Raw genomic sequence first — 26,324 nt, 5'->3', positions numbered from 1 at the left:
TTATTTACTGCACCAAATTAAAACCCTTGCTTTGACCGTGAAATTAAAATCCTTCCATCAGGGACAATTTCATTTCCATGTCTTTATTCAACATGGAAGAGGTCACGAACAGGGTTAAGCGCTCACAAGTCGTGGCAAAGGTCATCCGGGTGTTGATCAACAGCTGAAGCTCGCCGTGGGAGGCAGGGCTATAAAGATATGAGCTGTCCTGGCCTATGGCACTGCCGCTGCAACTGGCATAAAGTTGCGCATCATACATATATAAAGGAGTAGCGGTCGGCAGCTCCTTGCCGGCATCCCCTTCAACCCGCAGGGCAATATCTATGATCAGCTCCTGGCCGTAATCGCCGAAGACATCCAGCTCCGCCTGAAAACTGTCACCAACGGCAAAAAAGTCTTCCTGGGTCAGGGTATGGCGGACACCGCCGACAAAAATGCTGTCTACGGCCAGGGCCTGGCCGCTAAAGCACAGTAATAAAAATACAAATAATCTGTTGTACATAATGTACTTCCTTGTTGAATAAATTCAGGGGCAATATCCCCAGCGGATATTGCCCCAACTTGTCCTAGGGAGTCGTGACCAGTCTTTGTGAAGCCACTTCGGTGATGGCACCGTCAAGGGCCGCCAAACGATAGGTTTTCACAATAAAATCCGAGAATTTCACCTGCATAAACAAGTCTTTTTCTCCGCGGATAAAGGCGCGTAATAACGGTTCGACACTCACCACGATCGGCTGGCTGCACCCGGTCATGGACAGGGGATCCCGCTCTTCACAGGCAATTGGCTGGTTATTGCCGTCCCTTTGCACCATGATGTGATGCAGGCGCTGGGCATTGCTCAGGTATTCGCTAAAGAGATAGCTGTCGGTCACCGGGAATTCCGCCGCGTTGGTCAGGCTAAATACCGGCTTGTCGCCGCAACTGGCGCTGTCGTTACCTATGACGACACTGCCGTTGGTAAAGTTGCTGTCGGAAGCAAACTTCACGGTAATATCCTGGCAGTTATCCGACCAACCGCTCAATGTGCTGCTTGCAACAACCGCAGGGATCAGCTCGTTGATCAAGGCGGTGACATCTTTTTCCGCCAGCGACCAGTGCAGGGCAAACTCTTTACGGTTATACGGGTCACCGGCGATCAGTTCGGGATATTTATACCAGATCCCTGCCTTGGCATATTCGCCAAAGCCCAGGCCGTCTGTGCCGTAAAGGGATTTCCAGAACTCGTCGGTTTCATTATCGTACATGGTCTGGTTTTGCTTGGTTTCCGGTGACATCCAGTTATGCAAAGCATCGGCGGTGGTTACCTGCAACTCAGTGCTATAGGCTTTCACCGCCTGCGGCACATCACAGCTGCCGACCACAGCAACGGTGTCAGGATCTACAGGCAATACCGGGTTGGCCTGCCAGTCGGCTAACGGCACTTCGATATAGCGGTAGCTGTAACGCTGCGAATTACTGACTTCGACATTTAACTTGCCGGAAGTGCCGGTCAAAATACCGTCCGGAGTATTGGCCAGTTGGGTGGCAAACGCCGCTTTTTGCTGATCAATTGACGATAAACCGGAAATATTGGCGGGATCACTGCCCTGGATCACAGAAACCAGTTCACTACAGTCACTCACCAGGCCTGCGCCGGTTAAGGCATCTTGCTGTAGGTGCAGTATTTTCACCATATCCACCGGATCCGGGTCAGGGTCCGGATCGGGGTCTGGGTCTGGGTCCGGATCTGGGTCCGGGTCCGGGTCTGGATCCGGGTCAGGGTCCGGATTAATGACAGCCCCGAAACGCACGGAATCAACTTCTTCAATGGAGCCGTCCACCGCACTTAACTGGAAGGTTTTAATCACATAATTGGCAAAATTTACCTGCATAAACAGGTCATTGGCACCGGTGATAAAACCGATCAGCGCCGGTTCAAAATCGGCAACAATCGGCTTGCTACAACCCATCATGGTCGAGGTATCAAGGCGGTTGCAATTGACCATTTCCCCGAACTCATCCCGGGGCACTAAAATCCGGTGCAGGCGCTGCGATTGCATCAAATAGGCGGCAAATTCACTGGTATCCACTTCCGGTAAAGGCGTGGCGTTATCCAGGCTAAATACCGGACTGGTATCACATTCCCCCTGGACATTACCGATTATCATGCTGCTGTCGGTAAAGTTAATATCGGTAGCGATGCGTAAACTGATATCCTGACAACTATCGGACCAGCCAGTGGCCATTTGAGTGGCAACGGCAGGCGGGATCAGGGTTTGCGCCAACTGGCTGAAATCTTTTTCCTGCACTGCCCAGTGCAGGGAAAATTCGTTGTTCCTGGCCGACGGCATAGGCAGGGAATAGGGGTAGTTGAACCAGATCCCGGCCTTGGCATAATCACCAAAACCTAAGCCCTGATAACCATAGCTATTTTTAAGAAAATCAACCGGCGCATTATCGTAATTTATCTGGTTTTGCTGCGCCGCCGCCGAAACCCAGTTCTTCAGGGCATCTGCGGTATTGACCACAAGCTCGGTACTTGAAACCGTCACCCCTTTCACTAAAGTACAGCTGCCTTCTGCGGTGATGGTGGCGGGATCTACGGTCAGCACAGGATTTGCCAGCCATTCATCTGTCGGCACATCGACATAACCAAAAGTGATTTTTTTCGCCGCCACCGGGTCGGCATGTAAAGTGCCGCTGCCATTACCCAGCAGGTTATCCTGCGACATCGCCAGTTGTGTAGTAAAAATCAACTGGTTAAAAATTTTGTTGTTCAAGCCAACAATATCTGTCGGCGCCGTGGTAGCAACCGCCTGCAATACAGGGGAGCAGTCCGTTGCCTGGTTATTCTCATTGCTGTTGTCCTGCTGCAATACCAGCACCCGGGTCATAGCAATATTGCTGTTTACCTGCTCAACAGCTGTGACTGGCGCTGCCTGGACCGTAGCGGCACTGCAGGCACCTGTCACTGCCAGGCCGATCAGGGCTTTTTTATAAAACTTGTTCATAGCTAATCCGTTATTTTATTTACATTCATTCGTTTAAGCCGAATTATTCCTTTTCACCCGCGGTTTACCGCCCGGTGTTTAACGCTGCCCGGTATTGGCTTATCCAACAACAGACAGGAAAATACCTTTAATTAACACTGGCGTATTGCGATGCCGCTTCGCGGATGGCTTCATTCACTTTTACCGCTTCCTGCCCCAGTACTTTTGCTGAAGCCAACAGGTTTTCTCTGCGCTCTGCCAGCTTGTCTACCAGTGCACTGGGAACATAACCGCCTTTGATTTGTTCGTTTCTTTGTTTGACCAGGTCCTGATAATCCGCCACTTGCTCTCTTTGCCGGGCGACGTTTTGCTGATAGGTTTCAATTTCTTCTTTTAACTGGGGAAACATGGTTTTAACTTTTTCCAATGCTTCTTTCTGGGCTTTTTGCTGATGGCCCTGCAAAGTATCTTCAATCAGCGCACTGATCACCTCATTACTTTGCTCTTCATCGAGCTCATAGTCGGCGGAAAGCGCCGGTTGTTCAGGGGTTGGCTGGCTGGCTTGTTCCGGCTGCTGTGCCATTTTTTCAGCAGAAGTCTCCTGCACCTGCTCATCCACAGCAGCGGCTTTTTCCGAGAAAAAAAACTGCCTGGCCAGCAATACCACCGAGACTAAAACTACTGCAACAATAACGACTTTTTTCACTGTATACTCCTTATAAAAACCTGACTCAGTGATAACAAAAAACTGAAAGGGCAAAGCCCTTTCAGTTACCTTTACTGTCTAGCTACATTGATTAGGGTCAACGCAAACTTTGACATTTACCAGGCTGCTGCCTTGCTTAACAGTCCAGCTGTTTTTGTCATACACTTTCTTGATAGTGCCGTACTCATGGTTAACCGATGAGGTTGTACCCTGAGCTTTAGAACCACCTAAGCTATCAAGCGTTTTCAAGACAATACCGCCGATTTGACAGTAGATATTCGGACAGATTTTCATCAGGCCGGTGCCAAGGGTGGTACCCACTGTGCTTTGTTCCAGCTCAGGAGTCTCAGGTTCAACCTGTTCCACTGTGTACTCTTCGGCGTACAGGGTGACAAACATTTGCCACATGTCGTTATACATGGCACGTTCGAAGTCTTCCGCCATTTCACGGGCTTCAGCCGGATCCGGACTTTCAGGTACCAGATCTAAGGTACACTCCATACCCATGTCGTTTTTCGCCGAGGTGCGGGTATCGTCCCAGGAAGTGTTCTTCTTACGGAACCAGCTCCAGGAAGATTTCTTACCGGCATTACGCCAGTAACTGCTCATGCGATCCACTTCAATGGTACATTCGCCTTTCAGCTTGCCCGGGTAGGCATAGTAGTTATACGACAGACCAACCGCCTGGGCGAAAACCACCTGATCTGGCGCCGGCTCAACGAAACGGTTAACCACTTTCCAGGACGTTTCTACACCGCCGCTGGTGTTGGCAGTAAAGGTTTCTTCAACCACCTGCTCGTATTCGCCACAACGTGCGCCTTTGGTGACATAGAAGTCAAAACCGCCTGAGGCAAACGAGTTTTTATCCATAGTATCGAAATGGATACGCTCGGCTCTGTCTTCACGTTCGAACGGCATTGACCAGTCGCTCAGGATGTCGTTGCTCATCAGGGTATCAGCCGGGAAGCTCCAGACATTCTTGTTGAAGATGGTTGAACCGTTATCGGTAGAAGTCGTGATGTTGTCGACGGTTACGCCGGCATTCATGCTGACGTTGAAGACATCTAACTGCTTAACCGTATACTGGCTCATACCGGCGGCTGCCAGGGTATTGGCTAGCGCAGTTGTTTCATTGTCAAACAGGTTGTAACCGGCGCTGGCGCGACCGACCACTTTACCGCTTTCTTCGGCTAACACGTCTTTTTCAATTTCCCAGGCGCCGGAAGAAACACTCATTTGAGCATTGATGATCAGCGTATGGAAAGAAACATCATCCATGATCAGATCTAACTCAATCTGGAAGGCTTCATACTGACCTTTAGCCGCATAATAACTTTGCGCAATCGCATCTTTACGGGCCTTAGGGGTAGCCAGTTCAGCCGTTAACTGAGTTTTTTGCGGGTTATACCAGTTTTCAATTTTCGCTTTTTCCGTGTTATACCAGGTAATGTTATCGGTAATACACTGGATCATCGCCGCCTGATTGGTGGAATTGAATAAGATACAGTTGTTGGTATTGGTGGTGTTTTGCGCATTTAAGGCATTCATCTTATCTTGAAACTCGGTATCAAGATCTTCGATGTCTGACTCTAACTGGGCAATCGTTACCGTCAGATCTGTCCACTCATTTTTAAGCGCCAGATAGTTTGCCGTTAACGCCTGGTTTTCTTCACCGGCGCGACGAACTTCTTCCCTGGCATCTTTAATGGCGTTCAAACCATCAAGGTTGGCACGCGGGATAGAGTAGGTTAACTGGTAAAAGTTACTGACATAATCACGGTCAAGATAGGCCTGCTCTTTCTGAGTCGCCGTTACCGGTGATAAATACGCCTGACGCTGAACATTGACGAAATCGATACACATAGGACCGGTATCACCCAACTCCGCATAAGTACCCTGGATTTCTTTTACTTTTGCCGGGCCAACATGCAAAGTGGTAGGTTCTTCATGATCCTGAACAATATCGCCGACGCTGTCTGGCGTCAAAATACCTAATAAATCTAAAGGATTGCCTTTAGTTGCATCCGGTAATGCCATTGCCATGGTACTGGCAAGGCCTACGCCGGCGGCAATAGACAAGCTTAATACTTTCTTTCCGTTCACGGGTTAACTCCTTTTATTACATTTAAAAAATCGGATCAGTCCCTGGTACAACACCCGGGACTTAATCCGGGTACAGCACTTGATTCTTTTCTTTAACACTTTGTTGTCATGAAAGGGGCCAAGCCCCCTTCACTTTTTGCTTAAAGCAGGTTGTAAACGCCCTGAAGCGCTTCCAGATCGCCCCTGAGATCCGCCGACTGACCGGATAACCAGCTCAGCTGGTTGTTAAGGAAGGTTTTCATTTCGCTTAACTGGCTGTTGTTATTGTCAATCAATGCCGACAGGGTGCCCCGGGTATTCGCCAATGCCTGGCTGCAGTAAGTACTGGAGCTGTTGGCCTGACAATTCACCGACAGGGTGTTTTTGGCATTTTGCAGGTCGTCTATCGCCAGCTGGATCAAATCCTTCATCAGGTCGTCAAAGGCCATATCTTTCTGGAACACCAGCATGGTAATGCCGTTTTCAATGGCATTTAATGCCGTGATGTAGTCGGCAGACGGGGAGGCCACCGACAGTAAAAATGCCAATGTCATATCCATTTGCTTGATGCCGTTCACCAGGGCTTTGAAGTAAGCGGGATCCGGATAGGACACCAGGGCATCCACCGACATCTGACAACCGGGTTTGATTGCCTGGAAACCGGTAGCGCCATTAAGCGACTTCAGCTTTAACGCCGACAACAGGTAGGAATGGGTAATACTGGCAACATCAATATTCGACGTCGGGCTGCCGGCAATATCGGCAGTGAGTTTTTCAACACCGTCACCGACCATGGCCAGTGAAATGCTTAACGGTTTCAGCGACTCACAGGTAAAATCGTAGTTCAGTGTGGTTTTAAAGTTGGCATCCGACATAAACGAACCTGAAGACAGGTTGTTATAGCTGTCGGCGGTGATCAGCCGGTTAGTTTCAAAATCACAGGCCGGTACATAACGTATCCCCTGGGTGGTATTGCGTGCCTGGCAATCCAGGGCAGCATCGAACACCACCTCGGAGGCTTGCACACTGCCGCTATAGGCCAGGGCAGACAAGACAACACTGGCGACCGTAGTCATTACTTTTTTCATTTTGGCTTCCTTTCTTGTTATCGCTTTTTAATAAAAGTGTTTAATATCGGGCTTACAGCTGGTTTAACTCAGCCGTCAGCACATGTCGGGTTTTCGTGTCGCTGTCATCGGTAACGGCAACCACCATTTTTATTTCTGAGTTGGCGGCGGAGCAGCTGGTATAAGGTGACTGGCGCAAGGTCAGGTTCAGGCTGCGCATGCCGGAAATACGGCCGTCGCCGGAGGGCAGCAGTGAACCTTTCATGGTGGCCAGACTTTCGATGCTCGGCAGCAACTGTTGCAGCTGAATCGACATCGAAGGCATCCAGAACATGCCGTCGATGGCAACAAATTCCACCGTCAGCTGGTCGTTATCGGTAGAGAAGGCTTGCGGCAATCCGTCCAGACGCCATAAGACATTGATTTGACGGTCATCGCTGAAGCGGTCAACACTGAAGATACGCTGGCTTTGCGCAGTTAGTTCCGTAATGCGGGCAATCAGGGCATTAAGGCGGTCCAGCAGCTCCTGGCTGTGACCCTGCTCTCCCATCAGTTTGATGACATCACGGGCTTCATTGGACTTGTCAAAAATCTCGGTGCGAATCGCCTCTATCTGGGGGTCCAGGTTGACATAGTCATTGCACAACAAGGGGTTTTTATTATCCACCGGCGCCAGGAAAGCATTGCCCTGGATATGGCTGGCGGTACTGGCTTTTAACTCATCAAAAAGCTCCAGCCCGCTGTTACCCAGCTGTAAAAAGGCGACATTGATGGCCGACTCCAGTTTCACCAGGGCTTCCTGCCCGGGATTATCGATGTAGGCGGTTAATTTGTCGTTGATAAAGCCGGAAAAATCAGGCGCAGAGAAACTGCCCGGGGTGCCGGGATTTAACTCGGGGTCAAAGCTCAGCTTCATCGCTTCCACTTCTTTCGCCAGCAGGCTTAAGGTTTCTTCGAAATAGGTCAGGCTCTGATCTGTGCCCTGATAGAAGCTGGCGGGATCGCTGTTGACGATAGGGTCGTAACAGGCAGACTGCCCCTCCGGCTGACACAGGCGCAGGTTAATATCATAGTTGGTGGCCAGCAAGGCAGATTTCGCCATCATAGTGGTAAATTTGTCGCCGCTCAGTTCATTTAATCCACTGACAAACTGGGATATTTTCGTGTTCAAATAACTGATACGGCTGCTGGCCACCGAAGCGGTCGGATATCTGGAAACATAATTCCAGTATAATAATTGACTGTTTTTCAATGAGTTGATTTCACTGGATAAAGTCGCTTTCTCCGTACTGTTGTACAAGGGAAAAAGGGCAACCTTATTGTGAATGTTGGTCAGCTCCTGATTCATATCATCCTGCAGTGCCAGACCTAAAGACAAGCGGCGAAACAGGCCCGCTTCATTAAGCGGCGTAGTCACGGTTTTACTGTCGCCGAGCATATCCAGACGGAAGTTCTCTTTTTTAAGCTGGATGCTGGCTTCACTGAAGACATCATTTACCGGAAAGATCAGGTAATCTTCATACAGGGTTTGATACATGTCCTGCTGTATGATGTGCAGATCGCTTCTTAACGCCGGGAAGCTCAACAGATCTGAGATATGCACCCAGCTGTAACTGTCCCTTTGCTGATAACCGCTGGCGGTACTGTAAAGATCGTTTTTCAGGCTGCACGGCAGGCTGATTTCGGCAAAACAACTTTGCTGAAATTGCGGATCGGCACTGGCACAGGTATCGGTGCAACTGGCCTGATCATAATCAAGATAACAGATGCCCGGGCTGTAATGGGTGAGCTGAACGGTGGCGTTGCAGGCCTGTTCGTTAGCGCTCGCCTGGCTAGACAGAGACAGGCAGATGCCGGCCAGCATCAGCGGTGATAATATTTTTTTCATGTTAAATCCTTTTACGTCACTTGTGTTTCAAGTTTGCTGTTTTTTCAGGCCGCAAGCGGCCAAAGACCCGGCCCGGTTAAGTACGCTTATTCCGGAGAATAAACGCAGCAGTTAACAAGCCTGGCGATATTTTTTTGAGTTTTCTTTAAAGGATGAAAGCTGTGTTTAACGGCCCAGGTGAGTTGGCCACGAACTTTTTATGAGATGAAATATTTAACATACCGATTCCTTGTATTTTCCATTTAAGTGATTGGATATGCAATATACGACTGAAGTTTGTCACCCCTTGACGCACTTCAATATCACTTCAACCAATGCAACACAACTTTTACATTTGAGATACATCTGATTAATTAACGAACAATGTAAACGAGTTGTAACTAAGTGTCAACACCCGTTTAAAATAAATTTTTATTAAAAACAACCCACATTTTCCAGGTGGTTATTCGCCAGTTGCTTTGCCGGAAAAAACCAGTTAGCCAATGGTAAAACCACATAAAACCAGGTCGCAAAAATAATTTTTTACCTTTTATATCAGTAAATTATTTCATCTTCATTTCATATTGATGAAAAAATTAAAAATCATTTCCCCTGACAACTCAGGCAAAAAACCGACAAGATGAAATGGCTAAAATCAGACAGGCGTAAACTTTTACGTGCTAAAAAACTAAAATTATTTCGATGAGAAATTTGATTTAAATCACACAATAAACTTTGCATTAACCACAGAAAAAAACGTAACAATGATTTAACATTTATTGTTAATATGAACAGGAGTTAATTTACAACAAGGAAAATAAAATGAAGATTCATCTAGTTTTAATGGGCTTGTTGCTCAGCAACAGTGCTTTGGCCACGGATACGGTTTATATTTCCGGGGTCAAACACCAAATGTCGCTGGCGGATTTCCAGCAGGGCAGCACCGACAAACCACAATTATTTCAGGCCCATTACACCTCAAACCTCAATGTTGAAGGCGCCTATGATAACCAGGTGGTTAATTTTGCCATTACCGCCAAAGTGACGGGCTTAGGTTACCGTAATTACGATGGCAGGTATTACTGCGGCGATTACAATCAATACCCGGCACGGCCTGAGTGGGCAGAAAAATGTGCCGCCTCCCGGCTGACCGGCGGTGTCAGATCGCCCAATTATTACGGCAAGCTGGATTATATTGCCGAGATCTCGGTGTCATGCAGCGGCACTGAAGTGGGCACCGCACTGGACAGCAAAAATATCCGCTATACCTCCTGGGATCTGCATGATGCCGATGACGGCGTCAGGGATGTCACCCTGTGGATAGACAGGACCATGACCATCTCCAGCCAGTGCCAGCAATTGCAGATAGATATTAAGGGCCCCAGGGACAGTTCCCTTTGGGTGATAGAAGACATAGATCTGAGTGTGATTCTGGCGGAGCCGTTTTAACAGCAATAAAGCGCGCCGTTAAAGCGGCGCGCTACCGCGACTGTCCGTACTTGCTCGCCGGTTTTCCGTTAAAAGGCTTCCGCCACCAGCACATCCAAATCAATACTGTCTATGGCGCTAAGCTCTGTACCATCGACGATCACTTGCAACTGCTGACAGTTACCGCCGGTCACCAGCTCATTGTCCACCAATAAACTGACTTCACGCCCGGTATCCCTTACCCTGACACCTTCATTCACCAGCATATTCTTATTTTCGCTGTCCAGGCCTATGGCAATGCCATTGCAGGAAACTTTAAGGTCAACCGCATAGCGAAAATTCGGCAGCCATTCAGTGTAAGATTCATGACACGGCGGCTCATCCGGGTGATAGGTAAAACAAACTTCTCTGTTGTCCTGGTAGCCCCTGCCGGCAACGATGGCATCAATATCAAAGATCAGGGTTTGGCCATAGTCGCCAATGACCTCGATATTGGCGGTATAAGTATTACCCGAACGCTGAAAGTCGGCTTTTGACAAGTTATGTTTACTGCCGCTGACATAAACCACATCCGCCGCGGCGGCCTGACTCACCATTAACGAACAAAAGACTAATCCAATGAGTTTTTTCATGTTTTTCTTCCTTGTTTATCCGGAGCTGGGGAGCACCCGGAGAAAAATAACAGTAAATGAATCCCGGTACATTTATTCTCACAACGACCGGAAATAAAAATACTATTGATAAAACATGACATTAAAATGAAGGGAAAAAGAAAGGCGGCTATTGCCGTGATAGCAAAGCCGCCATATGTTCAGGATGAACGGTATGCTGCAGTGGCAGGATGCCAAGAAGCAGCGATGTTCAGGGTGCTAAAGCGCAGCGATATTCAGGATTAACTTTTCTTCACCGGTCTTTGCCAGCCGCTGATATTACGCTGTTTGCCGCGGGCAACGGCCAGCTCTTTGGCTTCAACATCCTTGGCGATCACCGAACCGGCACCGACCGTGGCCAGTTCACCGATAGTCACAGGCGCCACCAGTGAAGAGTTGGAGCCGATAAAAGCACCGTCTTCTATGATAGTGGTAGACTTATTCACGCCATCATAATTACAGGTAATGGTACCGGCGCCGACATTCACTTTCTCACCGATAACCGAATCACCTAAATAAGTCAGGTGGTTCGCTTTAGAGCCTGAGCCTAAAATGGTTTTTTTCATTTCGACAAAATTACCGACATGGGAGTCGTTTTTCATCACACTGTTGGGACGGATACGTGCAAACGGCCCCAAAGTACAAGCTTCGCCGATCTGACTGTCTTCAATCATGGTATTGGGCTTGATAATAGTACCCGCGCCGATTGTGCAATTTTTCAGAATACAGTTGGCGCCGATCTGTACGCCGTCGGCAAGCTCAACTTCACCTTCGAAAATACAGTTCACATCGATCACCACTTCCTGGCCAACCTTAACCCGGCCGCGGATATCGATACGGGCGGGATCCCGTAAACTGGCGCCTTCAATCATTAATTCCTCGGCCTGGCGCAGCTGATAAGCCCGCTCCAGTGCCGCCAGCTGTACCCGGTTGTTTGCCCCTTCCACTTCAATTTCTGTTTCCGGATGGGCGGTGGCAATGGCTTTACCTTCGCCGTGGGCGGTGGCGATAATATCGGTAAGATAATATTCACCCTGGGCATTGTCATTGGACAAGCCGTTTAACCAACGTTTGATATCGGCGCCGTTGGCCAGCAGGATACCGGTATTGGCTTCATTGATCAGCAACTGCTCGGGGTTGGCATCTTTTTGCTCGACGATACCCACCACCTTGCCATTGTCCCGGACAATACGGCCGTAGCCGATCGGGTTGGCCAGATGCACAGTTAATAGCGCCATACCGTTATCCGGCTTGGCCGCCAGCAGACTTTGCAGGGTAGAAACCTTGGTCAGGGGCACATCGCCGTACAAAACCAGGGTATCTTCATCGTCTTTAATAAAAGGCACCGCCTGCTGTACCGCATGGCCGGTACCCAGCTGCTCGACCTGTTCGATAAACACCAGATCATCACCGGTGACCTTAGCCTTTAATAACTCGCCACCGAAACCGTAGATCAGGTAAATATTATCGGCATTTAATTGTCTGGCACTATGGATCACATGTTCAACCATAGCCTTGTCAGCCACCGGGTGTAATACCTTAGGCAGGGATGAGCGCATACGAGTGCCTTTACCCGCAGCAAGAATAACAACAGAAAGACTCATAATTAGTCCATTAGTAAAAAAATTATCGTTATTGTAGCTGGCATTAACCCTTTATTGGAATATTTTTTCAGCGGTTAACCGGTATCGTTGACGGCCAGTGGCGATAACGGCTGACATCATGCCTTTTTAACTTGCTCCGCTTTTGTGCTAAGTGCTTAATATGGCCCAGGTAGATAACCACATTCACCATCAGCGCCGCCAACAATAACAGCTGCCACCAGGCCCAGTTCAGGCTCAGGCTATAGCGGCATAAGGCCAGTAAACCAAAATAACCGATCACCGTATATTGCAGTGCGGCGCTCAGCCAGTTGGCGGCCAGACCCGCCTTAGTGCAGGTAAACTGTTTAGCCAGTTGCCGCGCCAGCAACAAACTGGTTATTGCCAGCAGCGCCACCACAACACCGACAATGGCAAACGAGAGCCATACCCAGGTTTCCGGCCAGCCTACCACCTGGGCGGATTTCGCCGGACCGGACCAGAGGGCGTCCCAACTGACCGCCAGGATCACACCGCAGGTCACCAGCAGCTGCTTGTCTTGCGCCGGCCGTGTTGATGCTGCCGGGGAAAAATGCGTTAACTCACTTTTTAAATACAGGGCAATACAGGCAAAGGCGATAATACCGATCACCGGCGTCAACGCGGGCAGGGCATTGACACTAAAATAAGTGAGCAAATATCCCAGCATAGGGAACAGGCTGTGGGTCAGGGACACGCCGATCACCCAGAGCAGCACCAGCGCCAGCGCTTTTAATTGATTTGCCCGGGCAAAGGTGGCCGCCGCGACGTCAACACCGACCCCCAAGCCCATAAAAACACTGGCGCAAATAAAATCAACTAAGGTCATCTTACTTATTTCCCGTGTTGCGCCAGGGTGGTATCACTATCCTTGTGATGCCAGTCCAGGCGCAGATCCCATTGATACCTGTGCTCGGGCGCCAGCGGTGCCTGGCTTTCATCAATTTGCTCCAGCACATTGTCGGCACTGGAAAGCATGGCATCACGGCCAAAAATATAACTTTGCTCTTTCATCAGGGTGTAATAAGCCTTATTCAGATCCAGCGCCCGGCGCGGCGATGGTGTGATCAGCTGATAAAGATTGCTGGCCCCTTTCACTTTTGCTTCATTTACCCGGCCGTTTTTATCAAACCAGCGGTTTAACATTTCCCGGTTCTGACGGAATTCATCGCCGCCGCCGGCCCGCTGCATATAAGTTAAAAATTCCCCCTGCTGTTCACCGACATTGGGTACATCCTGCTGCTCGGCCAGGTTGATATAACCCCAGCCGCGGGCGCCTTCGACTTTGCGCGGGAAACTGAAGGTCTGATCCAGGGTCGCACCTATGGTTTTATGGCAGCCGCTGCAAAACGCCAGCTCCTGATCGTATTGCTGGCGCAATTGCCCGTGTTCGTCTTCGATATAACCATTGATGGTCCAGCCGAAGTTATTGTTGATGCCCTTATCCCCCAGCTGCCTGACCTGGGGCAGGTTTTCAAAATGCTTTTCTTTTTCTTCCTTGTAGTAGGCAGAGGCCAGCAGGTGTTGGGACTTAAAGCTGTGTTTTTTCATATAACGCACTTCTTTCATGCGCGGCGCGTTATAAATGCGGCCGTTATCGTCGACGCCGATATAACGCACGGTATGGAGAAATTCGGTATCTTGGGGATAGAGCATATGGGCCAGCTCAGTATCAGCGGCATCGCCGAGGTAATGGCTCCGGCGCTTAATCAATTCGATCTGCCCGCTGAGCTTGCCGTCCCCGTTCAGATCCCGGCCGATAACCTGTTCGGAAATCGCCGGCAGCGAAACTTGCGCCAGATCTTTCATGGTCAGTTCCACCAGGGCCAGATTGGCAAAATAAACATCCCGGGAAAATTCCCCGTTTAACTGACGAAACGGCGCTGGCAAACGTATCATGGCATCGCCGGTGGAACCATTGGTGGGCCAGAAAGTACTGGGGAAAGGTTTATAGTTAAACGCCACCCAATAACTGTTGTCATTGGCCAGACCGAATTCGTTAAAGGCTTTATCCGGGTAAGGCAGATCGGCAATCGGGGTCACTTCCCCCTGCCAGTTATCATCATTTTCCAGTTTAGTGATCAAGGCAGAATAATTATCTGTAGTGATCCATTGTTTAATGCTGCTATCGGAGATTTTCTCGATCAGCGGCCTGCGGTTAACAAACAGGTTTTTCCAGTGATTGCTCAGCCCGAGATCAGAAAACTCATACTCCCCCTGCAAATCGCCGTCACGCATCATATTGGTACGTGTTTTCTCCTGGCCATAACTTTGATGACAGGCAAAACAGGGATTATTAACGCCGTCGGTCTTGGTATAACACTGGGGCGGGATCACCGACTCGGCATTATAAACTTGCTTGTGCTCGATATAAGCCAGCGCGGGAATATCGTCGCCAGCCCGGTAAGGATAAATCTTTTCCATGTCCTGAACAGCGACAACAGGCTCCAAGGCTTGTTTATCGCAGCCGATCAAGGTTAACAGACTAACAGCGACTATTTTGAATTTAACCAATAATTTTGTTTTCAACATCATCATGCTTCACTGGAATAAAAGAAGGGCATCCGGCTGGATGCCCCGGGAGTGTTATAGCCAGAGGCTGTTATTTAGGGGCGTACATCCACAAAGTATTGTTTTCCTGGAAGCCGTCCTCACCGATCAGGATACGGCCATCCTTCATGACAATCACATTGTCCGGTTGCGACAGCTGGTTGACGTCACAACGCTCGGCGCCGTCCAGGCTTGAACGGTAAGTGCCGCCCATGATCACCGGCTCGATGCGGGCCAGATCATAGTTTTCTTCCAGTTTGGCGCGGTAAACGCCGCCACAATCTTTCACCCGGGCTGACAGTTGGATATCTCCTTCATCATCGATCAGGGTTTTATCGATATCGGCAATGCCCATATAGAGATAAGCCCGGGTCACTTCTTCACCGGCAACGGCATCTACCCCTTCAACCGCTTCTATGGCCCTGTCCTGGTTGATGCTTAAGCCTTCCAGCTTGCGCCATTCTGCCGTGGCCCCTTTAAGGCGCGCTGCCTGACGGGATTCCAGGAATGCTGATCTGTCATCCATAGCCTGGCCCGCGGTTACCGCACTGCCGCCGTTTTCTACGCTGGGGTAGGTGGCATCGCCGTTGGCCCAGGCTTCAACATCCGCCATGGTCATATAACTGGTTTGCCCTTCGACATAATCTGAAGTGTCGATACCGTCGTATTCGCTGATCCAGGCTTCAATGGTGGCATTGCTGGCACTCGCCAGCGCTACCCAGGAAACATCAAAACCTGTGGTGCTGGGCTCAGTGCTGCCGGCGTCCTGGGTCAACTTGGCGCCATATAAGGTGCCCGAGCTGAGATCTTCCGGGTTATCGGCGATAAACTTAAACAATACCCCACCGGTATCATCCTGTGACGAGTAAACGGTTTTGCGATCCGGCATTACCACCGAATTTTCATGTTCGTAGCGGCCAATAGTATAATGCTTAACCACCACGGGCTCGGCCTCTGTCGGCTTAGTGATCTCGGCGATATAACCGTAGCGATAAGGATTGGGGAAGTCTGGGGCGGTCATGGCTTCAATACCATCGGTGCTGGTATCTTCGGGATCATTCCAGCTGGCATCCGTGGTAGTCTCCAGGCTGGAACGTACAATCCATTCTTCTGAAGTTAACGGTGTCCCCCAGGGAGAAACTGAACCGAAACAATTGGCGGCGGTACCGGCAACCTGATCAAAATCCACCATCATGGCCTCAAGTACCGACCATTTACCAAAGCTGTCTTTTTTGATCTTCATGCGACTGACGCCACCGGGATAAGATTCCCAGTTGCTGAACAGGTAACCTTCACCGTCACTGGTGGGGATAAAACCGTTAAAGTCCGGGGTATTGCTTTCAACCACTTTTTCGCCGGAGACGATATTGTGGATCACACCCAAACCGGATGGCAGGCCTTCAAAAACCTCATTGGTTTGCCCGAGAATCTGGTATTCACCGACGGCTGACATCACGGTTTGGCGTTCCATCTCAGTGCTGGGCACGGGGGAATCGGCCAGATTGTCGGGTAAGTTATTAAAGTTCACACCGCGCAGCACACCTACGGTGCCGGAATTAAAAGGTTTGCCGTTAACGGCATCCACCTGGGTGTTGGCATCGGAAGGATGTTGAACATTGAAAAACAGATCGCCTTCATCGGTGAGGAACAAGCCGGTGACTTCAGCACCTTCCGGCACAGTAGCGATACGGGTTAATTGACCAACGCTGCCATCGATACCATCTACACCATTACTGCCATCGACACCCGGCGCTCCCGCTTCACCGACGGTGCCATCAACCCCGTCTTTACCCGCCTTACCGTCATCGCTGTTACATGCTGTCAGGACAAAAGCGACAGAAAGTGCCAGCGCAGACAATTTAAACTTATTCATTAACCTTATCGACATGATATTACCCTACACATTATTATTTTTACTCAGTGCCCGTATATTTTTCAGGACGACAAGCACCCAGCCGTTTGATTGCGCGGCTATCTTAGGGCAGATTTTTGACAATAAGGTGATGATAAAGTGACAAAAATATGAAAGGCTGGTGATGCATTGCGGGCTATATAATCGCTGCTTTCCCCTTTAAATGACCTGTGCCTGCAGTACTCAGCTCCCAGATAAACAATCTCATTTTAAAAACTTTTCGTTTAAAACTTGACCAACACCCATATCAAAGTTACATTAAATTAACATTACGACAACCTTTGCGTAATGAGAAAAATTGAGTAATAAAAATTCAATCAATAACAGCGAATAGGATGTTTTATGAAAAATAATAAAGTAAAAGTGGCATTACTGGCTCTTGGACTGGGTTTTGGTATGAATTCGGCCACTATAGCCGCCTGGTATCCGACCCCGGAGCAATGTGCCGAACTGGAAGTACAGTGTGAGGAAGATTTTAATGCCTGCCGTGACTATTTCCACTATTGCCTGAACAGATAAACATCTAACAATATTTTATGGTGAAGCCAGCTATGCTTCACCTTTATTAACTTACGCCGATATGACCTCGTTTTAGTGCCCCTTAACCGGTCGCTATTAAGCTTTTAATGACGTTGATTCCTGATGGCTTATGATCAACAAAATGAAACAATTGGCGAATAACCTTAGCCATTATAATAATCAGCCTGGTTAATTCATCATACCCGCCATAATTTTATATTTTTTTCAAAGTATTACGTCAATCTCCAGTGCGAGAAGAAAGCACTTCGCCAGATATTTCAACCATTTTTACCACTCGCAGATTTTTTCGTCATTTATTACTTTTTCTCAAGCACTTGGCCAATCAATCAAGTGAACGTCAAACGATTAAGCTTAAATTAATAACAAATTTATAAACTTATTATCAAACCACCTTTACCCCCCGGCTATTGGCACAAAGTATGTAAAGCAATCAACAAAGAAAACTTAAGGAAATAAACAATACCGCAAAAACCCGTCCGTACTTGCCAAATTCACGGATAAGCATGAAAACAGAGCACAAACCAACAGCTGAATTTAATATTGCTAAATGAGGTAATGAGTTATGGAACTTCAAAGAAATAATGACACCGTACAAAGGATAGGTAATCGTTTTGAGGCTTTTGTATCTAAACATGCCATTTGGCAAAACCCTTTATTAAAAGCCTGTCAGAATAATGAACTGACCCTGGCGGACTATGGCTATATCATTGCTCAGCACTTTTATTATTCCAAGGGTTTTACCCGGCTGATAGCCGCCCTGATGGTCAATTGCGACGACGATAAGTTCCGTGCCGAGTTATCCCACAACTTATGGGAAGAAGCGGGTGAAGAAGACAGTACAGAGCGTCATTCGAACCTGTTACGGAAAATGCTCAGTAATGTTTTTGCCGTAAATGACCCGGATAACAGCCAGTTTCAAGATTATACCCTGCACTACTTTGAAGACTGCCTGCACTTTTTAAAACATAGCAATTGTATCGGCGCCGCCGCCTTTTTAGGTTGGGGCACCGAAGGTGTGGTTGCCAAGATCTATAGCTACCTGTTCAACGGCCTGACGCAATTAGGTGTTGACGAAAAAGAGTTGGCTTATCTCAGTATCCATATGGAATGCGATGATGAACATGCCGCTGTGATAGAAAACATCGCCTTAAGCCAGTGTAGCGGCGACCTTGATAAGCACAGTCACGAAATTGAAGCGGCTATCGACAGGGCGCTCACCCTCAGGGACAGATATTTTACTGCCATTTACCGCGATCTCACCAGCGTTAAGCTTAACCCACTGATAGATAATATCCTGAAAAAAACCGCTTACCGCAATATTGATGATGTCCGGGCTTACTCACTCAAGCAAAGCACAGGCGCAGGCTTATACAACAACAAGGATAGCAGCTCGAATATCGACTTTACTGTCAGCCGCTTTAATATCGGCAGTGAAGTCATGGATCCGCGTATATTGGAGATCCCGCAAGGTTGTAAAAATGAACAGCATCAACATGCCCATGAATCTATCTTTTATATTCTTTCAGGGGCAGGGCGCGTACATCTGGGCACAAGAACCATAGAGATGCAAGCCGGGGACCTGGTCTATGTCCCCCGCTGGATTGAACACTACAGCGAAAACATTGGCAATGAAAGGCTCAAGGTCCTGGCGCTCACCGACTTTGGCCTGACCAAACTTTTCCCACAAAATACCGACTTTAGTTACCGAAAAAAAGTCGCCGCAATCACCTGACGGATAAACTTTTAAATCCGCACCATAAAATGCCGGGGATCTCGCCAGAGTGCTTTAATAATATCAACAGCACTCAGGTAACCCCTCTAAACAGGGCAAGACGGATCCGTTCACTGTTAATGACTTGCCTGCTCCCATATCTCAAAAACAGCACCGTCTTCACCGTCAATATTGACACTGCAGAAATGAACTTCTGCAGGTATTTTCACAATAACACCTTCAGCAACCGGGTATTTTTCATCATAAGATTCACAGCTGACATTCACATCCCCCAGCCGCCCATGGATATTTTCAATTGAAAAAGCTGAGCGTGCCAGTTTGTGATGCCAGGGTTCGCCTTTGCTGAGCTTACCGGGCACTTTAATCACCCGGTCGCTGTTTATCAGCTGGAGAATTTTATTTTTACTCTCGGTTAAACGCTTAACCCAGTCTTCATCATATTCTTGCGCCGCTTTGATCAGATAATGCACTGTGGTTAACGCGCGGTAATATTGCTTTTGCGCCAGCTCCAGCATATACAAATCGTACAGGGCAATAACATAATTATTATCATCCAGATATTGACGGGCATTAAGATAGCCGTCATCCGAAACATTGGTTGCCGCTATCAAACTGGTGATTTGCGCCTGAATATCTCCGCTTGCCTGATAATAATGGGCTTGCAGCATGGCGTACCAAACAGATTCTATTTTGCTGAATATCCGCTTTTCCTGTAATGCCACTATTTTCACCTTGGCCTCGGTTAACGCCTCGTCGGTAATCAATTGTTCAATCTCGGCATAGGCCTTTTTAAAGTCTCGGCCCGCTCTCATCACGCCATCAATTGACTCAATAATAAAATCTAACCGAACAGACATACCTTCACAGTGCTCAGGTTTTTTACCAGCAATTTCAGTTATTTCATAACGCCACTGGGACAAAGCCCTGCGTCCTGTTTTTATAAAACCTCTATGTCCTTCATAGTCCAGCAGGCTGATATCCGTCACCTGGCCATCGGTTTCAACAGTAAAACTAAAGGATACCCAGCCAGATAGCCATTTACGTGCAGCTTCGATAGGGTATTTGGGCGCCACTCTGTGCTTAGCAACGACCTCGCAGGTTTTTTCATCCGATACGGTCTCAGCGAAACCAATAGCAGGCAGCATTAAGATAAAAGCAAAAAATAATTTCATAAAACAATAATAAAAAATACCGGCACCTGGATGGCACCAGGTCAATGACAGGGTAGTAATAAGGGGTCGGCTCAATGAACTCACCGATAAAAAATCATTCTACCACAGTTTGCGAATGCTGACTTACATGAAACAGGAATGACACAAAGAAAAGCTCCCTGTCAGGCAACAAAGTCCAAAAATAGCGATAAAAAAAAAGCGGCCATCGGGCCGCTTTTTATTCACTAAAACTTAGTGCTTATTTTGACAAGTTTAATTTGGCTTACGCCTGATTAAACTTTTTTCTTGGCAGACTGAATGACGCGTAATTGCGCCACAGCACGGGCTAATTCAGCAGCAACTTCGGCGTAGTCAACATCGGCGCCGCCGGCGCTGATGTTTTCTTCTGCACGTTGTTTCGCTTCTATAGCCGCCTGCTCATCCAAATCGTCGGCACGTGTTGCCACATCGGCAAGCACGGTAACGTTGTTTGGCTGAACTTCTAACATGCCACCGGAAAGATAGATAACTTCTTCCGTGTCATCGCTTTTGACGATGCGTGCCATACCAGGTTTTAGTGAGGTCAGTAAAGGTGCGTGACCAGGCATAATACCTAACTCACCTTCACTACCTGTGATCTGCAGTGACTTGATGCTACCGGAAAACAAGTTTTCTTCGGCACTGACCACATTCAGATTTACAGTTAATAACGCCATTTTGACCTCCTAACAGTGACTTTCTAAAGCCAAATTACATGTTTTTGGCTTTTTCAGTTGCTTCTTCAATAGAACCAACCATGTAGAAAGCTTGCTCAGGTAATTCATCATGCTCACCGGCAAGGATACCTTTAAAGCCAGCAATAGTGTCTTTAAGAGATACGTACTTACCAGGAGAACCTGTGAATACTTCAGCAACGAAGAACGGCTGAGATAAGAAACGCTGGATCTTACGGGCACGAGATACGGTTTGCTTATCTTCTTCAGAAAGCTCGTCCATACCCAAGATAGCGATGATATCTTTAAGTTCTTTATAACGTTGTAATACTGACTGAACGCCACGAGCAACTTCATAGTGCTCAGCACCAACCACTAACGGGTCAAGCTGACGAGAAGTTGAATCTAACGGGTCGATCGCAGGGTAGATACCCAATTCAGCAATTGAACGTGAAAGTACAACGGTTGCATCCAAGTGAGCAAAGGTTGTTGCCGGGCTAGGGTCAGTCAAGTCATCCGCCGGTACGTATACCGCCTGGATTGAAGTGATTGAACCTTTGTTGGTTGAAGTAATACGTTCCTGAAGGATACCCATTTCTTCAGCCAGCGTAGGCTGGTAACCTACCGCAGATGGCATACGACCTAATAGTGCAGATACTTCGGTACCCGCAAGTGTGTAACGGTAGATGTTATCAACGAAGAATAATACATCGCGACCTTCGTCACGGAATTTTTCCGCCATTGTAAGACCGGTCATCGCAACACGTAAACGGTTACCCGGTGGCTCGTTCATCTGACCGTAAACTAACGATACTTTATCAAGTACGTTAGAGTCGTTCATTTCGTGGTAGAAATCGTTACCTTCACGAGTACGCTCACCAACACCGGCGAATACAGAGTAACCACTGTGTTCGATCGCGATGTTACGGATAAGCTCCATCATGTTAACGGTTTTACCAACACCGGCACCACCGAACAGACCAACTTTACCACCCTTAGCGAATGGACAAACCAAGTCGATTACTTTGATACCTGTTTCTAATAATTCGTTTGATACTGCTTGCTCAGCATAAGCAGGCGCTTCACGGTGAATAGACCATGTCTCTTTCTCACCGATTGGACCAGCTTCATCAATTGGCTCACCTAAAACGTTCATGATGCGACCTAGGGTCTCTACACCAACTGGAACTTTAATAGATTCGCCTGTATTTACTACATTCAGACCACGACGCAAACCGTCAGATGAACCCATAGCAATTGCACGTACAACACCGCCACCAAGCTGCTGTTGTACTTCAAGTACTAAACCTGAAAGGTCACCTTCAGTTACATTTAATGCGTCATATACCTGAGGTACAGCATCTTGTGGAAATTCAACATCCACAACTGCGCCAATGATTTGGACGACTTTACCTGTACTCATGATTAATCCTCTAAACTGTTTTGTTTTTTCATTAACAAAAACTTTTGCCTATATGGATTTAGCTTGCCAGGCCAGGGCCCGGCATCTAATCCTATACCGCTGCCGCACCGGCGACGATCTCACCCAGCTCTTGGGTAATGCCTGCCTGACGTGCTTTGTTGTATACCAGTTGTAAATCGTCGATCAAGTCGCCGGCATTGTCGGTTGCGGCTTTCATCGCAATCATACGGGCAGCTTGTTCGCAGGCAAGGTTTTCAACCACGCCTTGGTATACCTGGGATTCAACGTAACGAACCAGTAATTGCTCAAGTAAAACCTTGGCATCGGGCTCGTACAGGTAATCCCAACGATGTTTTATTTCTTCATCGTCTGACTTCGGTAACGGTAAAAGTTGATCGATTGACGGCTTTTGCGTCATGGTGTTAACAAACTTGTTGTAAACAACATACAGCTTGTCGATTTCACCATTGTCGTAGGCGTTTAACATCACCTTAACACTGCCGATAAGGTCAGTGATAGATGGTTCATCACCTAAACCGGAAACTTGTGCTGACACCTTAGCGCCCATGTTGTTGAAAAACGAGGTGGCTTTAGAGCCAACCACGGCAAATTCAACTTCGGCATCTTGTTGCTGCCACTTGGCAGCATCTGCTAAGACTTTCTTAAACAAGTTAATGTTTAAGCCGCCACACAAACCACGGTCTGTTGACACGACGATATAGCCTACACGCTTGACTTCACGCTCTTCCAAATAAGGATGGCGATATTCTAAGTTACCAAGCGCGATATGACCGATCACGTTTCGTATATTTTCTGCATATGGACGAGAGGCAGCCATGCCGTCTTGCGCTCTGCGCATCTTACTGGCTGCAACCATTTCCATAGCATTGGTGATCTTCTGAGTGTTTTTAACACTCGCGATCTTAGATTTTATCTCTTTACCACCGGCCATGACTTTTCACTCCGAAACTTATCTTAAAAAAGATGCTTACCAGGTTTGCGTAGACTTGAATGACTCAAGTGCTTTGGCAAGTCCTGCTTCGATATCTTTATCGTAGTTACCAGTTTCGTTGATCTTAGCCATCAGCTCGGCGTTTTCGTTGTTGACATAGGTATGCAACGCCGCTTCAAAATCATTGATTTTGTCTAGGGCAACGTCGTTTAAGTAACCTTTTTCAGCAGCGAATAAAGACACTGCAGTGTCAGCAACAGATAACGGGCTGTATTGCTTTTGCTTCATCAATTCAGTAACGCGCTGACCATGCTCTAACTGGGCACGAGTCGCGTCATCAAGATCGGAAGCGAACTGGGCAAACGCCGCTAATTCACGATATTGTGCAAGTGCTAAACGGATACCACCACCAAGTTTCTTGATGATTTTCGTTTGTGCAGCACCACCAACACGAGATACCGACAGACCCGCGTTAACAGCAGGACGGATACCCGAGTTGAATAAATCGGCTTCAAGGAAGATCTGACCATCGGTGATCGAAATTACGTTAGTCGGTACGAACGCAGATACGTCGCCCGCTTGTGTTTCGATGATAGGCAGGGCGGTTAAAGAACCTGTCTTACCTTTTACTTCACCTTTAGTGAAACGCTCTACGTATTCTTCGTTTACACGAGCAGCACGCTCTAGCAGACGGCTGTGAAGGTAGAAAACGTCACCCGGGTAAGCTTCACGGCCCGGCGGACGACGAAGTAGCAATGAAATCTGACGGTAAGCAACAGCTTGCTTAGACAGATCATCATATACGATCAACGCATCTTCACCGCGGTCACGGAAGTATTCACCCATAGAACAACCGGAGTAAGGCGCCAGGTATTGCAGGGCAGCGGCTTCTGAAGCAGAAGCAACAACTACAATAGTGTTGGCCAGAGCACCGTGCTCTTCAAGGCTACGTACTACGTTGGCTACGGTAGAAGCTTTCTGACCGATGGCTACGTAAACACATTTAATGCCTGTGTCTTTTTGGTTGATGATGGCGTCTAACGCAATGGCAGACTTACCGATTTGACGGTCACCGATGATCAACTCACGCTGACCGCGACCGATTGGGATCATGGAGTCGATAGACTTGATACCCGTTTGTACCGGCTGGTCAACAGATTTACGGTCGATAACACCTGGGGCTACGACTTCAACAGGAGAGAAACCATCGTTTTCGATTGGTCCTTTTCCGTCTACTGGCTCACCAAGAGTGTTAACTACGCGGCCTAATAAGCCACGACCTACAGGTACTTCCAAAATACGGCCAGTACCTTTAACTTTTACGCCTTCAGCCAGGTCAGCATATGGACCCATAACTACCGCACCGACCGAATCACGGTCAAGGTTTAACGCGATAGCGTAGCGGCTACCAGGAAGTTCGATCATTTCACCTTGCATTACATCGGCAAGGCCATGGATGCGAATGATACCGTCAGTTACAGAAACGATAGTACCTTCGTTGCGAGCTTCGCTGACAACGTCGAACTGTTCAATACGTTTTTTGATCAGTTCGGCGATTTCAGTGGAATTCAGTTGCATGCTCTGTTCCCCGTTAAGATTGCATCATTGTTGCTAAGCGGCCCAGTTTACCTCGTACTGAACCATCTATTACCATGTCGTCGGCTTTAATTACCAGACCGGACACGATACTCGCATCAATGTTACAATTGAGCTTTACTTTTCGAGCCAAACGCTTTTCAAGCGCGGCGCTTAATGTAGTCATCTGTTCTGCCGATAATTCAACGGCAGACGTTACATCCACAGCGACAGTTTTCTCATATTCGGCTTTTAACTCGCCAAATTGAGCCGCGACCTGTGGTAGCACCAACAAACGTTTGTTTTCGGCCATCACTTTAATAAAGTTCTGTCCGTTGCTGTCGAGCTGGTCGTCACAAACTTTAATGAACAAGTCTTGAGTTTGTTCGACCGACGCGCTTCCTGAAAGGAAAGCGGTCATATCTTCGTTTTTAGAAACTTCGGCGGCAAAAACCAGCATGGTTAACCAGTTTTCTACCGCATTGGCTTCAACAGCATATTCAAACGCAGCTTTAGCATAGGGACGAGCGACAGTTGTCAATTCAGACATAGCTCTATACCCTCTATAGTTCAGCTACAAGTTTATCTAAAATGTCGCTGTGAGCAGCGGCATCAATTGAACGCTCGAGAATTTTCTCGGCACCGGCTACGGCAAGAACAGCGACTTGTTGACGCAATTCTTCTTTAGCCTGGTTACGCTCAGTTTCAATCTCGGCATGACCGGCAGCGATAATTTTCGCTTTTTCGGTCTGTGCTTTAACCGTCGCTTCTTCAACTATTTGAGTTTCGCGTTTCTTAGCTGCTTCGATAATACCAGCAGCTTGAGCTTTTGCGTCTTTCAGTTGAGCCGTGGCTTTTTCCTGAGCAAGCTCAAGATCTTTAGCGGCACGGTCAGAAGCGGCAAGGCCATCAGCAATAGTTTTCTGACGATCTTCGATGGCAGTCATAATCGGCGGCCATACGAACTTCATACAGAAAATTACGAATACGACAAATGCGATTAATTCACCGATAAGGGTCATATTAATGTTCATTTGTGTACCTCCTATTGATTATTCGTGTATTAAAAAAGACTTATTAATTAAGAAAGCACGAATAACATGTAAAGGCCGATAGCAACACCGATCATCGCGATAGCATCGATAAGACCCGCTACGATGAACATTTTAACTTGAAGTTGTGGTGCTAATTCAGGTTGACGAGCAGCAGACTCAAGGAACTTACCACCAAGTAAACCAAAACCAATCGCAGTACCTAAAGCACCAAGACCGATTAGTAACGCAACAGCGATATATAACATATTTATCTCCGATTAAAGTTAAAGTTAAAGTTAAAAAAGTTAAAAATTAAATCAAAACTACGGGCCTGCCGGCACTACGCCTGCAAGC

At 47.8% G+C, this 26,324-nt stretch carries 22 protein-coding genes; 3 read left to right on the top strand and 19 right to left on the bottom strand.

Annotation, left to right across the window (positions count from 1 at the left end):
- Positions 1–43: 43 nt before the first annotated feature.
- From QL234_RS17370 to QL234_RS17345, 6 genes are all read right to left on the bottom strand, one after another.
- Entirely contained in the window at positions 44–502 is a 459-nt protein-coding gene (locus tag QL234_RS17370; RefSeq protein WP_281559069.1) for a hypothetical protein, read from the bottom strand.
- A gap of 64 nt (positions 503–566) precedes the next feature.
- Positions 567–2,990, bottom strand: a complete 2,424-nt coding sequence (locus QL234_RS17365; RefSeq protein ID WP_281559068.1) for a hypothetical protein — start codon at positions 2,988–2,990, stop codon at positions 567–569.
- Between the two features lie 127 nt (positions 2,991–3,117).
- Complete coding sequence (locus QL234_RS17360; RefSeq protein WP_281559067.1) at positions 3,118–3,675, bottom strand: hypothetical protein; 558 nt, start codon at positions 3,673–3,675, stop codon at positions 3,118–3,120.
- 78 nt (positions 3,676–3,753) lie between these two features.
- On the bottom strand, positions 3,754–5,778 hold the full coding sequence (locus QL234_RS17355) for a hypothetical protein (protein ID WP_281559066.1): 2,025 nt from the start codon (positions 5,776–5,778) through the stop codon (positions 3,754–3,756).
- A 140-nt stretch (positions 5,779–5,918) separates the two neighbouring features.
- The gene (locus QL234_RS17350; RefSeq protein WP_281559065.1) at positions 5,919–6,845 is read right to left on the bottom strand and encodes a hypothetical protein; all 927 of its coding nucleotides are present in this window, start codon (positions 6,843–6,845) and stop codon (positions 5,919–5,921) included.
- Positions 6,846–6,897: 52 nt separating this feature from the next.
- On the bottom strand, positions 6,898–8,712 hold the full coding sequence (locus QL234_RS17345) for a hypothetical protein (protein WP_281559064.1): 1,815 nt from the start codon (positions 8,710–8,712) through the stop codon (positions 6,898–6,900).
- An 801-nt stretch (positions 8,713–9,513) separates the two neighbouring features.
- On the opposite strand from QL234_RS17345, the gene QL234_RS17340 reads away from it, so the two are divergent.
- Positions 9,514–10,140, top strand: coding sequence for a hypothetical protein (locus tag QL234_RS17340; RefSeq protein WP_281559063.1), 627 nt, complete (start codon positions 9,514–9,516; stop codon positions 10,138–10,140).
- 68 nt (positions 10,141–10,208) lie between these two features.
- Here the strand turns inward: QL234_RS17340 and QL234_RS17335 are convergent, their stop codons facing one another.
- The 5 genes from QL234_RS17335 to QL234_RS17315 form a co-directional block, all read right to left on the bottom strand.
- A complete protein-coding gene (locus QL234_RS17335; RefSeq protein ID WP_281559062.1) occupies positions 10,209–10,751 on the bottom strand; it encodes a hypothetical protein in 543 nt (180 codons plus the stop codon).
- A 260-nt stretch (positions 10,752–11,011) separates the two neighbouring features.
- Positions 11,012–12,373 (bottom strand): bifunctional UDP-N-acetylglucosamine diphosphorylase/glucosamine-1-phosphate N-acetyltransferase GlmU, encoded by a 1,362-nt coding sequence (gene glmU / locus QL234_RS17330; RefSeq protein ID WP_281559061.1) that lies wholly within the window; start codon positions 12,371–12,373, stop codon positions 11,012–11,014.
- A gap of 67 nt (positions 12,374–12,440) precedes the next feature.
- The gene (locus tag QL234_RS17325) at positions 12,441–13,217 is read right to left on the bottom strand and encodes a hypothetical protein (RefSeq protein WP_281559060.1); all 777 of its coding nucleotides are present in this window, start codon (positions 13,215–13,217) and stop codon (positions 12,441–12,443) included.
- 5 nt (positions 13,218–13,222) lie between these two features.
- A complete protein-coding gene (locus QL234_RS17320; RefSeq protein ID WP_281559371.1) occupies positions 13,223–14,923 on the bottom strand; it encodes a hypothetical protein in 1,701 nt (566 codons plus the stop codon).
- A 67-nt stretch (positions 14,924–14,990) separates the two neighbouring features.
- Positions 14,991–16,826 carry an alkaline phosphatase PhoX gene (locus tag QL234_RS17315; RefSeq protein WP_281559059.1) on the bottom strand — a complete coding sequence of 612 codons (1,836 nt, stop codon included), beginning with the start codon at positions 16,824–16,826 and terminating at the stop codon, positions 14,991–14,993.
- 366 nt (positions 16,827–17,192) lie between these two features.
- Here QL234_RS17315 and QL234_RS17310 point away from each other — a divergent pair, with 366 nt between their 5' ends.
- The gene (locus QL234_RS17310; RefSeq protein ID WP_281559058.1) at positions 17,193–17,369 is read left to right on the top strand and encodes a hypothetical protein; all 177 of its coding nucleotides are present in this window, start codon (positions 17,193–17,195) and stop codon (positions 17,367–17,369) included.
- Between the two features lie 583 nt (positions 17,370–17,952).
- The gene (locus tag QL234_RS17305) at positions 17,953–19,122 is read left to right on the top strand and encodes an iron-containing redox enzyme family protein (RefSeq protein WP_281559057.1); all 1,170 of its coding nucleotides are present in this window, start codon (positions 17,953–17,955) and stop codon (positions 19,120–19,122) included.
- 116 nt (positions 19,123–19,238) lie between these two features.
- On the opposite strand, the gene QL234_RS17300 is transcribed toward QL234_RS17305, so the two are convergent.
- The 8 genes from QL234_RS17300 to atpE form a co-directional block, all read right to left on the bottom strand.
- Positions 19,239–20,369, bottom strand: coding sequence for an energy transducer TonB (locus tag QL234_RS17300; protein ID WP_281559056.1), 1,131 nt, complete (start codon positions 20,367–20,369; stop codon positions 19,239–19,241).
- A 197-nt stretch (positions 20,370–20,566) separates the two neighbouring features.
- Positions 20,567–20,989, bottom strand: coding sequence for a F0F1 ATP synthase subunit epsilon (locus QL234_RS17295; RefSeq protein ID WP_281559055.1), 423 nt, complete (start codon positions 20,987–20,989; stop codon positions 20,567–20,569).
- Positions 20,990–21,023: 34 nt separating this feature from the next.
- Positions 21,024–22,409: a F0F1 ATP synthase subunit beta gene (gene atpD / locus QL234_RS17290; protein ID WP_281559054.1), complete on the bottom strand. Its 1,386-nt coding sequence runs from the start codon at positions 22,407–22,409 to the stop codon at positions 21,024–21,026.
- Between the two features lie 91 nt (positions 22,410–22,500).
- On the bottom strand, positions 22,501–23,361 hold the full coding sequence (gene atpG / locus QL234_RS17285) for a F0F1 ATP synthase subunit gamma (protein ID WP_281559053.1): 861 nt from the start codon (positions 23,359–23,361) through the stop codon (positions 22,501–22,503).
- A 36-nt stretch (positions 23,362–23,397) separates the two neighbouring features.
- Entirely contained in the window at positions 23,398–24,939 is a 1,542-nt protein-coding gene (atpA, locus tag QL234_RS17280) for a F0F1 ATP synthase subunit alpha (protein ID WP_281559052.1), read from the bottom strand.
- Positions 24,940–24,952: 13 nt separating this feature from the next.
- Positions 24,953–25,486 carry a F0F1 ATP synthase subunit delta gene (atpH, locus tag QL234_RS17275; RefSeq protein ID WP_281559051.1) on the bottom strand — a complete coding sequence of 178 codons (534 nt, stop codon included), beginning with the start codon at positions 25,484–25,486 and terminating at the stop codon, positions 24,953–24,955.
- A 13-nt stretch (positions 25,487–25,499) separates the two neighbouring features.
- Positions 25,500–25,970 (bottom strand): F0F1 ATP synthase subunit B, encoded by a 471-nt coding sequence (gene atpF, locus QL234_RS17270; protein ID WP_281559050.1) that lies wholly within the window; start codon positions 25,968–25,970, stop codon positions 25,500–25,502.
- 47 nt (positions 25,971–26,017) lie between these two features.
- Complete coding sequence (atpE, locus tag QL234_RS17265; protein WP_044833126.1) at positions 26,018–26,236, bottom strand: F0F1 ATP synthase subunit C; 219 nt, start codon at positions 26,234–26,236, stop codon at positions 26,018–26,020.
- Between the last annotated feature and the right edge of the window lie 88 nt (positions 26,237–26,324).

This window comes from Thalassomonas sp. RHCl1, from assembly GCF_947387555.1.
GTDB lineage: Bacteria > Pseudomonadota > Gammaproteobacteria > Enterobacterales > Alteromonadaceae > Thalassomonas.
Note: the sequence above shows the minus strand (reverse complement) of the source record. Positions and strands in the feature narration are given on the sequence as shown.